This window comes from Herbaspirillum rhizosphaerae (genome assembly GCF_001189965.1).
Taxonomy (GTDB): Bacteria; Pseudomonadota; Gammaproteobacteria; order Burkholderiales; family Burkholderiaceae_D; genus Herbaspirillum; species Herbaspirillum rhizosphaerae.
This window is the reverse complement of record NZ_LFLU01000016.1, coordinates 72,366-86,995: the sequence shown is the minus strand read 5'-3', so window position 1 is coordinate 86,995 and position 14,630 is coordinate 72,366. Positions and strand designations below refer to the sequence as shown.

General features: G+C 60.3%; 16 protein-coding genes. 9 read left to right on the top strand and 7 right to left on the bottom strand.

From position 1 onward, the window contains the following. Positions 1-10 precede the first annotated feature (10 nt). The 3 genes from AKL25_RS19000 (at position 11) to AKL25_RS18990 (ending at position 3,219) form a co-directional block, all read left to right on the top strand. Positions 11-1,057 (top strand): ABC transporter permease, encoded by a 1,047-nt coding sequence (locus AKL25_RS19000; protein ID WP_050479312.1) that lies wholly within the window; start codon positions 11-13, stop codon positions 1,055-1,057. Between the two features lie 227 nt (positions 1,058-1,284). Then, positions 1,285-2,226 carry an ABC transporter substrate-binding protein gene (locus AKL25_RS18995; protein ID WP_050479278.1) on the top strand — a complete coding sequence of 314 codons (942 nt, stop codon included), beginning with the start codon at positions 1,285-1,287 and terminating at the stop codon, positions 2,224-2,226. Positions 2,227-2,343: 117 nt separating this feature from the next. Then, a complete protein-coding gene (locus tag AKL25_RS18990; protein ID WP_157050703.1) occupies positions 2,344-3,219 on the top strand; it encodes an L-fucono-1,5-lactonase in 876 nt (291 codons plus the stop codon). A 54-nt stretch (positions 3,220-3,273) separates the two neighbouring features. On the opposite strand, the gene AKL25_RS18985 is transcribed toward AKL25_RS18990, so the two are convergent. Then, positions 3,274-3,651: a hypothetical protein gene (locus AKL25_RS18985; protein WP_083444792.1), complete on the bottom strand. Its 378-nt coding sequence runs from the start codon at positions 3,649-3,651 to the stop codon at positions 3,274-3,276. 205 nt (positions 3,652-3,856) lie between these two features. Between AKL25_RS18985 and AKL25_RS18980 the strand changes: the two genes are divergently transcribed. Next, positions 3,857-4,210, top strand: a complete 354-nt coding sequence (locus AKL25_RS18980) for a DUF3088 domain-containing protein (RefSeq protein WP_050479276.1) — start codon at positions 3,857-3,859, stop codon at positions 4,208-4,210. 52 nt (positions 4,211-4,262) lie between these two features. Next, positions 4,263-5,624, top strand: coding sequence for an LLM class flavin-dependent oxidoreductase (locus AKL25_RS18975; protein ID WP_050479275.1), 1,362 nt, complete (start codon positions 4,263-4,265; stop codon positions 5,622-5,624). A gap of 74 nt (positions 5,625-5,698) precedes the next feature. Here the strand turns inward: AKL25_RS18975 and AKL25_RS18970 are convergent, their stop codons facing one another. The 5 genes from AKL25_RS18970 to AKL25_RS18950 all read right to left on the bottom strand — a co-directional run bounded on the left by AKL25_RS18970 (position 5,699) and on the right by AKL25_RS18950 (position 10,593). Further along, complete coding sequence (locus AKL25_RS18970) at positions 5,699-6,355, bottom strand: methionine ABC transporter permease (protein ID WP_050479274.1); 657 nt, start codon at positions 6,353-6,355, stop codon at positions 5,699-5,701. Continuing rightward, entirely contained in the window at positions 6,336-7,520 is a 1,185-nt protein-coding gene (locus tag AKL25_RS18965; RefSeq protein ID WP_420840723.1) for a methionine ABC transporter ATP-binding protein, read from the bottom strand. Before AKL25_RS18965 ends, AKL25_RS18970 begins: the two co-directional genes overlap by 20 nt. A gap of 2 nt (positions 7,521-7,522) precedes the next feature. Then, positions 7,523-8,335, bottom strand: a complete 813-nt coding sequence (locus tag AKL25_RS18960; RefSeq protein WP_050479273.1) for a MetQ/NlpA family ABC transporter substrate-binding protein — start codon at positions 8,333-8,335, stop codon at positions 7,523-7,525. Positions 8,336-8,373: 38 nt separating this feature from the next. Continuing rightward, positions 8,374-9,210, bottom strand: coding sequence for a MetQ/NlpA family ABC transporter substrate-binding protein (locus AKL25_RS18955; protein ID WP_050479272.1), 837 nt, complete (start codon positions 9,208-9,210; stop codon positions 8,374-8,376). Between the two features lie 165 nt (positions 9,211-9,375). Next, positions 9,376-10,593, bottom strand: a complete 1,218-nt coding sequence (locus tag AKL25_RS18950) for an acyl-CoA dehydrogenase family protein (protein ID WP_050479271.1) — start codon at positions 10,591-10,593, stop codon at positions 9,376-9,378. Between the two features lie 440 nt (positions 10,594-11,033). On the opposite strand from AKL25_RS18950, the gene AKL25_RS18945 reads away from it, so the two are divergent. The 3 genes from AKL25_RS18945 to AKL25_RS18935 all read left to right on the top strand — a co-directional run bounded on the left by AKL25_RS18945 (position 11,034) and on the right by AKL25_RS18935 (position 12,702). Next, the gene (locus tag AKL25_RS18945; RefSeq protein WP_050479270.1) at positions 11,034-11,279 is read left to right on the top strand and encodes a hypothetical protein; all 246 of its coding nucleotides are present in this window, start codon (positions 11,034-11,036) and stop codon (positions 11,277-11,279) included. 77 nt (positions 11,280-11,356) lie between these two features. After that, entirely contained in the window at positions 11,357-11,632 is a 276-nt protein-coding gene (locus AKL25_RS18940) for a DUF4148 domain-containing protein (RefSeq protein ID WP_050479269.1), read from the top strand. 245 nt (positions 11,633-11,877) lie between these two features. Beyond that, positions 11,878-12,702: a pirin family protein gene (locus tag AKL25_RS18935; RefSeq protein WP_050479268.1), complete on the top strand. Its 825-nt coding sequence runs from the start codon at positions 11,878-11,880 to the stop codon at positions 12,700-12,702. A gap of 11 nt (positions 12,703-12,713) precedes the next feature. Here the strand turns inward: AKL25_RS18935 and AKL25_RS18930 are convergent, their stop codons facing one another. Further along, a complete protein-coding gene (locus AKL25_RS18930) occupies positions 12,714-13,622 on the bottom strand; it encodes a LysR family transcriptional regulator (protein ID WP_050479267.1) in 909 nt (302 codons plus the stop codon). 262 nt (positions 13,623-13,884) lie between these two features. Between AKL25_RS18930 and AKL25_RS18925 the strand changes: the two genes are divergently transcribed. Beyond that, positions 13,885-14,592, top strand: coding sequence for a hypothetical protein (locus AKL25_RS18925; protein ID WP_050479266.1), 708 nt, complete (start codon positions 13,885-13,887; stop codon positions 14,590-14,592). Positions 14,593-14,630: the final 38 nt, after the last annotated feature.

The following is a 14,630-nucleotide window of genomic DNA, read 5'->3' as shown; positions in this document are numbered from 1 at the left end:
GAAGACGACCATGGCAACCAATCCCCATCCTCAAGCGAACCTGACCATGACATCCACACCGGTTTCAGAAACCGGCGCCGGCAGCCTGCGCGCGCGCCTGTTCCATCCCTCCACGCGGCAAAAGCTGCTGGCCTTTGCCAGCCTGCTGGCGCTGGTGGTGTTCTTCAGCTTCGCCAACGAGAACTTCTTGCAGGTCGACAATCTGGTCAGCATCCTGCAATCGACCGCTGTCAACGGCGTGCTGGCAATCGCGTGTACCTTCGTCATCATCACCGCCGGCATCGACCTGTCGGTCGGCACCATGATGACCTTTTGCGCGGTGATGGCCGGCGTGTTCCTGACCTACTGGGGTTTGCCGATTTACTTCGGCATCTTCGCCGCGATCTTCTTCGGTGCATTGTGCGGCTGGTCGTCCGGCATGCTGATCGCCAAGCTCAAGGTGCCGCCCTTCATCGCCACGCTGGGCATGATGATGTTGCTGAAGGGCCTGTCGCTGGTGATCTCCGGCACCAAGCCGATCTACTTCAACGACACGCCGTCGTTTTCGCAGATCTCGCAGGAGTCGCTGATCGGCGACCTGATTCCGGCGCTCCCTATTCCCAACGCCGTGCTGATCCTGTTCCTGGTCGCCATCGGCGCCGGCATCATCCTCAACAAGACCGTGTTCGGCCGCTACACCTTTGCGCTCGGCAGCAATGAAGAGGCGCTGCGCCTGTCCGGCGTCAAGGTCGATTTCTGGAAAGTCGTGGTCTATACCGTCAGCGGCGCCATCTGCGGCATCGCCGGCCTGTTGATCGCTTCGCGCCTGAACTCGGCGCAGCCGGCGCTGGGCCAGGGCTACGAACTGGATGCGATCGCCGCCGTGGTGATCGGCGGCACTTCGCTCTCGGGCGGCACCGGCACCATCCTCGGCACCATCATCGGCGCCTTCATCATGAGCGTGCTGATCAACGGTCTGCGCATCATGTCGGTGGCGCAGGAATGGCAGACCGTGGTTACCGGCGTGATCATCATTCTGGCCGTGTACATGGATATCTTGCGTCGCCGCCGGCAATAAAAGAAAGTTGGAAACATTTCTTACCCCGTAATGCATTTCAGTTAAGTCTATTTTCCTCGCCGTCGTCCCAGCGGACGCTGGGACCCAGTGTCGTGAAGACGGTCAGTACGACGCTGGGTCCTGACTTTCGTCAGGACGACAGTCAAAGTGGACAATGATATTCACGCTCAGCTGAACGGCATTAGCCTTACCCCCGCTGTTTTTACACTCACCAAGGAGACTTAAAAATGATAAAGAGAAGAGCACACAACATTGCCATCGGTTTGACTTTCGCCATGGGCCTGGGCAGCGTTGCACACGCTGAAGACGTCTACATTCCGCTGATTTCCAAGGGCTTCCAGCATCAGTTCTGGCAAGCCGTGAAGGCCGGCGCCAACCAGGCTGCGGCCGACTACAAGGTCAAGGTGACCTTCGAAGGTCCGGAAACCGAAGCCATGGTCGACAAGCAGATCGACATGTTGTCCGCTGCGCTGGCGAAGAAGCCGCAAGCGATCGGCTTCGCCGCGCTCGACAGCAAGGCAGCGCTGCCGCTGCTGAAGAAGGCGCAAGCCGCCAAGATTCCGGTGGTCGCATTTGACTCCGGCGTCGACAGCGATATTCCCGTGACGACTGCCACCACCGACAACAAGGCCGCCGCCGCATTGGCCGCCGACAAGATGGCGGAACTGATTGGCAAGGAAGGCGAAGTCGCCGTGGTGGCCCACGACCAGACCAGCCGCACCGGCATCGACCGTCGCGATGGCTTTGTCGATCGCATCAAGTCGGCTTATCCGAAGATCAAGATCGTCAGCATTCAATACGGCGCAGGCGATCAGTTGAAGTCGACCGAAGTCACCAAGTCCATCCTGCAGGCTTATCCGAAACTCAAGGGCGCTTTCGGCACCAATGAAGGTTCGGCCATCGGCGTGCTGAACGGCGCCAAGGAAATGAAGCGCAAGGTCGTCATTGTCGGCTTCGACTCCGGCAAGCAGCAGAAGGATGCGATCCGCGACGGCCAGATGGCCGGCGCGATCACGCAAAATCCGGTCGGCATCGGCTACAAGACCGTCGAGGCGGCAGTGAAGGCGCTCAAGGGCGAGAAGCTGCCGAAGATCATCGACACCGGCTTTTACTGGTACGACAAGGGCAACATCGCCGATCCGAAGATCGCGGCCGTGTTGTACGACTGATCTGCAGTTAGTCACTCAGATAGTCGCGTGATCAATTGAGGATCCGATGCCGGCTTGTATTCGTGGATCTGCGAGTACCAGCCGGCATTTTCATTTCTACGTTCTGAATTAACGAAAATCATGACACTGCGCATCGACGCACATCAGCATTTTTGGCGCTATCGCGCTGAAGATTACCCCTGGATAGGCGCCGGCATGGACGTGCTGGCGCAAGACAAACTGCCTGCCGACCTGCAGCCGATTCTGCGCGAGCATGACATTGCCGCCACCATCGCCGTGCAGGCGCGCTCGGGCCGCGAAGAAACGCGCTTCCTGCTCAGCCTGGCAAAAGACACCGACTGGATCGCCGGCGTCGTCGGCTGGGAAAACCTCACCGTCGCCGACCTGGAAGAGCGTCTGTCCGAATGGCATGCCGGCGACAAGCTGGTCGGTTTCCGCCATCAGGTGCAGGACGAGGCCGACGCGCGCGCCTTCCTTGAGCATGCCGGTTTCAATCGCGGCGTCAGTTTGTTGCAAGCGAAGAATTACGTCTACGACGTGCTGGTGTTCGAGCGTCAGTTGGCCGACACGCAAGCCTTCTGCGCCCGTCATGACAAGCACTGGCTGGTGCTGGATCATCTCGGCAAACCGGCGCTGCGCGAATTTGCGCAGAGCGATGCCGCATTGGCGCGCTGGAAAAAAGAATTGCTGGCGCTGGGAAAACTGCCGCACGTCGCCTGCAAACTGTCCGGCCTCGTTACCGAAGCCGACTGGCAGGCGGGTCTGCAGCAAAGCGACTATGAACATATCCGTATCTGTCTCGACACCGCGCTGGAAGCATTCGGTCCGCAACGCCTGATGTTCGGTTCGGATTGGCCGGTGTGTCTGCTGGCGGCGTCGTATGAACAAGTGGCGCAGCTGGTGGCCGACTGGTCCGCCGCCAATCTGAGCGAGGACGAGCAGGCGCAGCTATGGGGCGGCGCGGCGGCGCGCTGCTATGGCATCGCCGGCTGATGGCCGGATCGGAAGATGCTGTTAAGGCAGGGGGCCGGCTTCAGTTGTCAGGTATTAATCTCCCTCCGTCAGTTGCAACGGCGCCCCTTGCAATCCACGCTGTTCGTGCGGACGCCCCGGTTGCTGGGCGACGAAGGTCAGCAGCCACTCCTGCAAATAGGTCGGCCCCGGCGTGGTCTTGCTGCCCGACAGACGCTGCCAGCCGCGCACGATCATGCCGTCGGCATGCATGCTCAGCAATTGCGGTTCATACAGCGGCGGCAGCAGCAATACCGTTGTTCCTTCGTCGCTCTTGTGCGCGGACAGCGTCATCTGACGCGTCGTCCCGGCGAGACTCATGCCGACGATGCCGGCGAACCCGGCGTCGGCAGCGATCTCCGCTTCGGTGCGGCGAACCCCTTCACTCCTGAATTGTCGAATTATACTGTACATAAAAACAGTATATTCTAAACTTGCTCGTCGATGCAATACGGGATGACATGCGAGACATCCGGAGCAAACCTTCCCGGCATACGCGGCCGGCCAAGGGCGTCCATCGCGGCTCGCTTCATATATGAATATGCAGATATATTCGTGGCGGCCGGCGGTCCGGCGCAAGAGAATCAGCAGATTCATTGTCACTTTGGAGCATTGCGCCATGAGCCGAGATTTGCTGCTGTTGCTGGAACCGGGATTCACCGATCCGAAATACCCGGGGGAACGCTTCATCTGTCCCGACGGCGCGCCGATAGAAGGCTTGCTCGCCGGCGACCCGGGCAAAGTGGATGCCTTGGACATCCGCCGCCTGCCTTTCGCCCGGCCGCGCCAGGTCGTGGTGGATGCGCTCGATGCCGATCATCAAAGCCTGCCGGTGCTGATTCTGGGCGACGAGCGGTCGCTTCCTGCCGATACACGGCATGTGCAGCAACTGGGCGACAAGCACTTCGTCACCGACACCCGCCGCATCCTCGATCTGCTGGCCGAGCGCCACGGATTTTTCAAGACGCATTGAACGACATTCCCGCGTATTTCCGCGTCGCCATCCCCATCAAGGAGACTGCTTCATGAGCGAGACCGCCAGCAATGCTGCCGCACCGCCACGCCAGCTGCATCTGAACATCAACGTCCTGCATTCGGGCTTCGTGCCTTCCGCCTGGCGTTTGCCCGATGCCGATCCGCAGGCCTTTATCGATGTCGGCCATTACGTGCGCATTGCGCAGATTGCGGAGGCGGCAAAATTCGATGCGGTGTTCCTGGCCGACAACGCGTCCATCGTCGAGCAGATCGACTTCCGTCCGATCACCGCGCTGGAGCCGACCGTGCTGCTGGCGTGCGTGGCGGCGGCGACCACGCATATCGGCGTCATCGGCACCGCATCGACCAGTTATAACGAGCCGTACAACATTGCCCGGCGCTTTGCTACGCTGGACCATGTCAGCAAAGGCCGGGCAGGGTGGAATGTGGTCACCACCGCCGATCTGGGCTCGGCGCGCAACTTCGGTCGCGATGCCGTTCCCGACCATGCCGGACGCTATGCACGCGCGGCGGAATTCACCGACGTCGTCAAAGCGCTATGGGATAGCTGGGAAGACGACGCGCTCATCGGCGACAAAACCAGCGGCCGTTTTATCGATACCGGCAAAGTGCAGCCGATCGCTCATCGCGGCGCACATTTTTCCGTGCAAGGTCCGCTCAATCTTCCGCGTACGCCGCAAGGCCATCCGGTGCTGGTGCAGGCCGGCGGCTCGGCGGACGGCCGCGATCTCGCTGCGCGCCATGCGGAAGCTGTGTTCTCTGCCTCGCAGTCGTTTGAAGAATCGCTGGCCTACGGACGTGAACTCAATGCGCGCGCAGCGGCGTACGGACGCGGCCCGCAGGCGGTCAAGATTCTCGCCGGGCTGACCACCATCATCGGTGCGACGGAAGCGGAGGCAATTCGCCGTCGCAACGAGCTGATCGACATGATTCCGTGGAGCTACAACATCAATCGTCTCGCCGGCATCCTCGGCGTCGCTTCCGACCGCATCAAGCTGGACGAGCGCCTGCCTGACGACATCGGCTTGCCCAACAAGGGCAACGGCAACCACACCTTCTTCAATGCGACGCTGGCGCAGGCGCGCCTGCACGGCTATACCGCGCGGCAACTGGTGTACGCACTGGCGGGCGGCGGCGGCCACCGGGTCGTGGTCGGCACACCGGAACAGATTGCCGACGATATCGAACACTGGTTCAAGGGCGGCGCTGCCGATGGTTTCAACCTGATGCCGGACGCGTTGCCGAGCGGCTTGCAGGATTTCACCGACGGCGTGGTGCCCATCCTGCAGCAGCGCGGCATCTTCCGCCGCGAGTATGAAGGAACGACCTTGCGCGAGCATCTGGGATTGGCGCGCCCGGCCGGACGCAAAGGGATTGCCGCGGCAGCCTGAGCGAGGGAACAGCGCGGAAATCAGGCAAGGGAGTTACCCGAACGAAGCGGGTAACTCCCTTTGACTGTCGGACCTCAATGCTTGTGATCCAGCCAGCGCGACAGTTTCTCGCCGAACAACTGGATGATCGACACCAGTGCAATCAGAATCACGATCACTTCAAACATCACCCGCGTTTCATAGCGTTCATAACCGTAGCGAATCGCCAGATCACCCAGCCCGCCGGCGCCCACTGCACCGGCCATGGCGGAAGCATTGATCATCGCAATCACGCTGACGGTCATGCCGCCGACGATACCCGGCAGCGCTTCCGGCAACAGCACATGCCGCACGATATGCCAGCGGCGGCACCCCATCGCGCGCGCCGCTTCCACCAGGCCGGGATCGACTTCATTGAGACTGACCTGGGCAATGCGGGCGTAAAACGGAATCAGATTCACCGTCAGCGGCACGACCGCGGCCCACGTGCCCAGCGTGGTGCCGACCAGGAAGCGTGTGACCGGCAGCAGCGCCACCAGCATGATGATGAACGGCACCGCGCGAAACACATTCACCGTCGCCGACAGGCCGCGATGAAAACGCGGTTTCGGATACAGGCTGTTTCTGGCCGTGACCGTCAGCACGATCGCCAGCAGCAGACCCAGGCTGATGGCGATCAGCGCCGAGGTGCCGACCATCAGCAGCGTTTCGAAGAAAGCCTGGACGTATTTGTTAAGTGCGGGCAGGGACATAGCCGAGAACCTCAATAAAGTCTGCGCCGTGAAAGCGATCACCGGTGTTGCCGAAGCCCTTGCGCGCCTTGACCGATTCCCACGAGGCGACCGGCAGCGAGACCAGCAGGCTGCCTTGCGCATGGCCTCGGATGCGGTCGAGGCCACCATGAATCAGCGTCGCATCAGGACCGAGCAGCGCCAGCTGTTGCAGGCTGACGCCTTGCGGATGCGCGGCGCCGTTGAAGCGCAAACTGAGCAGCACATCGCCGGCTGTGTTGTGGAGATCGTCAGTCAGTTGCGCGGCCAGATCGGCAGGCAAGCCATGTTGCAGCGGCCGCAGCAACGCGCGCGTGGCCTCTGCCTGCGGATCGCCGAAGACGCGCCATACGTCGCCCTGTTCGACCACCTGTCCCTGATTGAGCACCAGCACGCGATCGCAGATTTCACGGATGACGGCCATGTCGTGCGTGATCAGCACGACGGTCAGGCCCATCTTGCTGCTGATGTCGCGCAGCAGCGTCAGGATGGATTGCGTCGATTCCGGATCGAGCGCCGAAGTTGCCTCGTCGCAGAGCAGGATTTCCGGTTCATGCACCAGCGCCCGGGCGATACCGACGCGCTGCTTCTGGCCGCCTGAGAGTTTGGAGGGATAGACATCTGCCTTGTCGCGCAGGCCGACCAGATCGAGCAGGGCATCGACACGTACACGGATCTGTTCCGGCGCGACGCCTGCCACGCGCAAGGGCAGGCCGACGTTGTCGCGCACGGTCTTGGCCGACAGCAGGTTGAAATGCTGGAAGATCATGCCCACCCGGCGGCGCAGCCTGACCAGGGCATCTTCGTCGAGACTGCCGACGTTGACGCCGTTGATCGCAACCGTGCCGCTGTCCGGCGTCTCAAGCGCATTGATCGTGCGCAGCAGGGTCGACTTGCCGGCGCCGCTGCGGCCGATGATGCCGAAGATTTCGCCGCGTCTGACGCTGAAAGACACCTCGCGCAGCGCATGGACGGGTCCTGCCGGCGAGGGATATTGCCGGGAGATGTTGTCGAACACCAGATGCGGCCGGCCGGCCGCTGCCGGCGCAGTATGGATCCTGGCGGCGGATTTGTCGGTCGTCGGCGCGGGCAGGCTCGCCTGCGCGCCGATCAGTGCAGAAATGTTCAACGCGGTGTTCAAAGCGATGCTCAAAATACCGGCAGCACCGAGCCGCCGAACTGTTTCTGGATGAACTGGCGTACTTCTTCCGACTGGTAGGACTTCACCAGCGGCGCCACCCACGCCGCGTTCTTGTCCTGATCGCGCACCACAATGACGTTGACGTAAGGATTGTGTTCGCGTTTTTCCACGGCGATGCCGTCGCGCGTTGCGATCAGTCCGACCTGATAGGCGAAGGTGTTGATGATGGCGGCGGCGTCAACATCTTCCAGCGCGCGAGCCAGCACGACTGAGGCGCTTTCGATGAGGTTAATTTTCTTCTTGTACGAGGTGATGTCGGCCAGCGATGCCGTGCCGGTAAACGGATCGAAACCCTCACGCAAGGTGATGAAGCCGGCGTCGCGCAGGATCACCAGCGCGCGCGTCTGGTTGCTTGGATCGTTGGGGATGGCGATCCTGGCGCCGTCCGGCAAGTCTTTCAGCGCCTTGTATTTCTTGGAGTAGAAAGCAATCGGCGAAATGATGGTGTTGCCGACGATGCTCAGCTTGTAACCGCGTTGCTTGATCTGATCGCGCAGGAAAGGAATGTGCTGGAACGAGTTGGCTTCCAGGTCGCCGTTGTTGAGCGCCTCGTTCGGGCTGGCCGCGCCGGAGATGACGACCGGCTCGACGTTCAGGCCGTTCTTTTTCGCTACCTTGGTGACTACTTCCCAGATCTGTTCGTCGACGCCGCCGCGCACGCCGACGCGCAAGACCTTGTCGGCGCTATGGGCAAGGCCGAAGGTGGAGATCAGGACTGCCGCCACCGCGGCTTGCAGGCGAAGTCGATAACGTTGATTCATGCTCGTTCCTTTGATGTTTGTTCTGGAGGGAGGGGAGTTTATTTTTTGAAATAGTCGGGCAGGCGGAAGCCGTCATAGAAGCGGTCGGCGCGGATCGCGTTCTGGAACGTGTCGGAGCGATAGGCTTCGACGATGTCGCGCGCATATTGGTCCGACTGGCGCGTCTTCTTGACCGCCAGCACATTGATGTAGGCCGGCGTCATGTCTTCCAGGAGAAAGGCCTCCGACAGCTTGAGCTTGGCGAAGATGGCGAAGTTGCCCTGGATCGCTGCGAAATCGGCATCATCCAGCGCGCGCGGACCTTGTGCGTTTTCCAGAAGCACCAGCTTGAGGCCGACCTTGTTCTCGACGACATCGAGTTCGGTGACGTCGACCGGATTGGCGTTTTCCTTGATCCTGATCCAGCCGAGGCGTTGCAGGATCCACAGCGCGCGTTGCAGATTGACCGGGTCGTTCGGCACGGCGACGGTGAAGCCTTTTTTCAGGCCGTCCAGGCTGCGATGCTTTTTCGAGTACAAGCCCATGGGCGGCGTCGGCACCTGTACGATGCCGACCAGGTCGGTCTTGTTGCGGTCGTTATACGATTTCAGGAACACCGAATGCTGCATCACGTTGGCGTCGATATCGCCTTTGAACACGGCGCTATTGGCTTCCAGGCCGGTGCTGAATTCGTAGTACCTGATCTTGTAGCCCTTCTTCTCCAGCTCGGGTTGCACGCCGATCTTGAATTCATCGATGTACGGTCCCGGGACGAAGCCGACGCGCAGTTCAGGTTTTTGCGGCGCAGAGACCGCATGAAGAGATGTGAAAGCGAGCAGGCTCAACGCCAACATCGCCAAGGATTTTCGCAGCCCGGCTTGTATGGTCAGGTTCATTTTTTTATCAGTCAGTGAGGACGTGGAAGTTCTCTTCCGGCAGCGTCTCAATGGCGCTGCCGGAAAGCTTGAAGATCAAGTGTAGAGAGGACGGAGGGCAAGACAAACGAATGAATTCGTCTGTCCTTATGCGGATTTTTTCAGCAGAACACCGGGGCAGATTGCTCAGGCATACGAGAAACCAAAGCGCTCGTTCGGCGGATTATCGTTGAGATGATAGTCGCCGATGGCTGCCTCGCGCTGGGTTGCCGGATTGTGCGACGCCAGCGTGCGCGCGTTGCGCCAGTGACGGTCGAGGCGGCGCTTGTCGCTGGTGGCCGAGGCGCCGCCGACTTCGAACAGCAGTGTGCTGGCTTCCAGCACCTGGCCGATGATGACTTGCTGCGCCTGGAAAGTCTGCACGTCGAGCGCGATGTAGTCCTCCGGTTTGGCGGTTCCCGCTTTGCGCGCCTGATGCACGTTTTCGATGGCAGTGGCGATGGCATTGACCAGCTGCTCCGCCGACCACGCGAGGCTGGCCAGTCGTCCTACTACGCGATGCACCAGCGGATTTTCACGCGGACTGGATTGCCCCGGTACGCCGAAAGTGCGCGTGCGCGCCTGGGTGAACGCGACGGCGTCGCGTTGCACCGCACGCGCGATCCCGGCCAGCGTCGCCAAATGCACAGTCTGATAGAAGGCGGTGATGATGGTGTTGCGGCGCGGCTGCGACACATGATAGCGATCGAGGATCTGCTGTTGCGTGATCAGCACCTTGTCAAAACGCGTGGTGCCGCTGCCGGTCAGGCGTTGGCCGAAACCGTCCCAGTCATCGACGCGCGTGACGCCCGGCGTGTCGCTCTTGATCAGCACGTTGAGATCCGAATCGTGGTCGTGCGCACGCACCAGGATCCAGTCCGCATACAGCGTGCCGGTTGAATAGTATTTCTCGCCGTTGAGCAAGAAGTGGCCGGGACGCTTGTCGGGATCGGGCGTGACCGTGACCGAATTGCTGGTCGAGCCGGTGCGTTCGGATGCCGCCGCACCGAAGGTTTCACCTTTGCCGATCACGCTCAGCCAATGGCGTGTGTCTGCGTCGTCTTTGCGTTCCAGCAGCAGTTCGGTATAGCCCGCATTGACGCGCAGGATTTGCGGCAGGTTCGATTCGGCTTCCGCCAGGCGGATCAGCAGGCCGAAGAATTGCGGCAAGGTAACGCCGCTGCCGCCTTGTTCGACCGGCACGCGCAAGGACGTGAAGCCGCTCTCCTTGAGCCATTGCACCGCTTCATACGGCAGCTCGCGACCGTTCTCGCGATCGATGCTGCCTTGCGCGATGCGCGTAAAAATATCCTGGAAGCGTGCGAACAATGTGTCGGAGGTGGCCGGGCCGGATGCTTGAGTCATGGTTGCCTTTTTGCGGGTGTGGATGGTCGTCGTCGATGGCGCAGTGCGCCGGCGTCCGCTTCGTCAGCCAGACCTCGGATTGCACCGCGATGCGACCGATTATCTGGCAGCAAAACACGCTTGATAACGAAGATAAACAGATATCGATATGACCGGCGGAGGGAGCCGGTAGGCCGAGGGAGGGGGAGCGCTGGGGATGCAACGGGGGGATTCAAGCGTCCTTGTCGTTCCATAAATAGAACAATCCATCCGAATTTTGCCTCCTAGTCGCAATCCGAATCAAAACCTACACTTCGTCTCAAGCAGTCGCACTTGCAAAACACAAAAGCGAACGCAACTGTTTTGTATCAGTCCCGTACCAGTTTCATATTACCGCCGGCTCTGCAGGCAACTTGCCGCAAGCCAATTTATTGTGAATAAATTAATTTTGGAGAATCATCATGCGCACCACTACCGCCCGCTTTGACCTGAACGTCAAACACCTTGCCGCCGCCGTTTTGCTGATCGCAGCAGCCGGCAGCACTTATGCCGCAAACACCGCAGCCGACGCCGGCAAGAGCGCTCAGGCCGACGCGCAGCAAGTCGTCAAGCACCAATCGAAGTCCGCCATCAAGCGTCAGGAAATTCAGCAAAAAGTCGCCAACCGCGAACCGCTGAGCTACGAAGAAACTCTGTACCTGCGTTAATCCGACGCCGGTACCCAGCAGTAAACCAGGTCTACCGACCTTTCATCATCGATACCATCGACTACCAAGGAATTATCATGAACATCAAGAAAATCGTCACAGGCTTGCTTTTCCTCTCCGTCATCGGCAGCGCAATGGCTGAAGAAGCCTACCCACCGGAAACACAAATCGCCTCGCACAAGACCCGTGCGCAAGTGATTGAAGAGCTGAAACAAGCACGCGCCAACGGCGAAATCATCAGCAACGATCTGTATCCGGTTGAAGTGCAACACAAGTCGACCGTGACACGCCAGGCCGTCAAGGATGAACTGAAGCAAGCCGACCGCAGCCAGTCGCTCGATACCGGCGCCTGAGACCGGCATGACGGACAGTTGTTCTTTCGACCGTTTCCGCCGCTTCCTCAGTTTTCTCCCGCCTCTTGCCAGGCGTCGTTTTACACCCTTGCGAGATCAGTCGTCCCCCGCCTTCTGATCTCGCAAGCGGATGTCCGCAGCACCCGTCATGTCTTTGTTGCACCTCTGTTGTTTCACTCTTGTGTTACTCCTGAAGCGCCTTCCTTCGTGAACAGACACGGGACGCAACAGCAGGAGGGCGAATCATGAAAAAAATTCTCGGCATCTACAGCGGCACCCGGCAACATCGCATCGGCGACGGCTTGCTGGCGCGCACGCTATTTTCGCAGCGCACGCTGGGACGGCATGTCAGTCCCTTCCTGTCGCTCGACCATGTTGCGCCGATACCGGTGCCCGCTTCGGCGCCGACTGCCGCGAACGCCATCGCCGTCAGGCCCCATGCCTATAGCAATTGCAAGATGCTGACCATGGTCTATCAAGGCCAGCTTGAATACACCGATGCCGCCGGCAAGACGGAAACCATCGGCGCCGGCGACGTGCAGTGGGTTACCGTCTCCGACGGCCAGGCGCCGGGACGCTACACGCCGGTCGGCACGCGGCGCGGCGACGTGATCGAGATGCTGCAGCTTTGGATCGATCTGCCGATGCCGCTGTCAACTTGCCCGCATCAGGCGCTTGCCGAAAAAATTGTCGCCGGCCACAGCATACCGACGCTGGCCTTGCCCGATGACGGCGGTCGCATTCGTGTCATCGCCGGCAATTGCGCAAACCATCGCGGCGCCATGCCGACCTCGTCGTCGTTCGACGTGTGGGAGCTGCAACTGAAATCGCGTTGCGCCAGCGAATTGAAAACCGTGGAAGGGCGCACGCTGCTGCTGGCCATCCTCAGCGGTTCAGTCACCATCAACGGCGATCAGGCTGCGCGCAGCGGTGAAGTGGTCATGCTGGATGCGCAAGGAGAAGGCCTGTTCCTGGAGACCCATGCCCATACGACGGCGCTGCTGCTGAGCGGCGAACCGATCAATTTTCCGGCGATGTCTGTGCCGGCGACCAACGTCGTCCCGGCCTGACGAAATACGTTCTAGTAATCTTCCAGATCTTCAAAACGCTTCGCCAGAAAATCGATCAGCTGCCGCACCGAGGGCAACAGAAAGCGGCGCGACGAATATACGGCATGGATGATGCCGGACTTCGGCGCCCATTCCGGCAAGACCTTGACCAGGGTGCCGTTTCTCAACTCATCGATCACCACCATCGTCGGCAGGAACACAATGCCGGCGCCGGCCACGGCTGCGCGTTTCAGGGCGGTTGTGTCGTCCGTCATCATGCGCGGGTTGTAACGGATGGACGCCGTTTCGCCGTCGGTGTTTTCCAGATACCAGACGTGATCTTCCGCTGGAATCGTCATGCTCAGGCTGGGGAAGCGGTGCAGGTCGGCCGGCACCTCCGGCACTCGGCATTTTTCCAGCAGCGCCGGACTCGCCGTCAGGCACCAGTGACGCACGCCGAACGTCTTCAGCACCAGGTCGCTGTCTTCCAGCGGCGGTAAACGCACGCGCAAGGCGATATCGACGCCTTCGTTGATGACGTCGACCCGGCGGTTGGTCGATTCCACCTGCAAGGTCACGCGCGGATGCTCCATCAAAAAATCCGCCAGCATCACACCCACGCGACCGTGCAGCAGCGCCACCGGACAGGTCAGGCGCACCGTGCCTTGCGGCTCCGCGCGATTGCGTTCAATGGCTTCTTGCGCCGCTTCGGCTTCCACCAGCATGGCCTTGCAATGTTCGTAATAGCTCTGACCGAGTTCGGTCACTGACAGGCTGCGCGTGGAGCGCTGGATCAGGCGCGTGCCCAGGCGTTCTTCCAGCTGTGCAATACGCCGGCTCAGTTTCGACTTCGGGATGCCCAATGCGCGGCCGGCGGCGGCAAAGCCGCGATGTTCCACCACCACGGCGAAGTAGTACAGATCATTGAGGTCCTGCGTCATGTGCCTTCCCTTTGGTCTTGTTGTCGTTTCTCTGAGGATTATGCCGCAGCCGCAGGAAAGCGCGTGCCGGCAGGCGGAAACACGCCGGCAAGAGCCTGCCTTGTCATTTCAAAAACACATATTGCAACAGTGTTGCATCTACTGCATAATGCAACACTGTTGCAAATAATGCGCGCGTGCATCCGGCAGATGTCTCTCCGGATTGCCGCGATCGCGCCTTCCTCCACCGCGTTTCCACCTCGTCTGAAAAATGAAAACACTCTTGTCTGCCGTTGCAGTCCTGTCCCTGTTCGCGTCCATGCCGGCGCAAGCGCACTATCTCTGGTCCGAAAATACGGCCAAAGGCAATCTGATCTATTTCGGCGGCGTCGATGAAAATGTGCGGGAGACGTCGCCAGGCCGACTCGACGAATTCGCCAACCTCACCGGGAAAATACAACACCAGAATGGTGTGATCGTCGAACGCAGCCTGAAGAAAACGCACGACGGGTTCGCATCCGTTCTGGCGATTTCTGCAACCGAGAGCCTGATCGGCCAGGATCTGCAGATCCCGGTCAAAGACCTGAGCGCCTACAAGCTGGGCGTTCTCAAATTGAATTTCTACGTGCGTCACGTACAGATCGATCGCGCATTTCCGGCGGCGCTGGATCTGGACGGCGTGCCCACAGGGACGCCGAATCAACTGAAATTCACCTTCAAAGGCGCGCCGCTGGCGCAGTTCAAGGCCAAGCTAATCGCCCCCAACGGCTGGATCAGCGAGATCAGAACCGATGACGCCGGGCTGCTGACGATCGCCACCCCTTGGCGAGGAAACTATGTAGTCGAAGCGACCTATTTCGAAGACATCAGCGGCGATTTCCAGGGGCTGCACTATCAGCGCATCCGTCATCGCCTGGGCCTGACCGTCGTGCAGCCGAAAGGGAGCAAGACGTTCACGCCGGACTACGCGTCGCATGAGCATGCCGACTGACAAAGAGCAGAGAAAGCAGAAAAAGAAAGAACAACGAA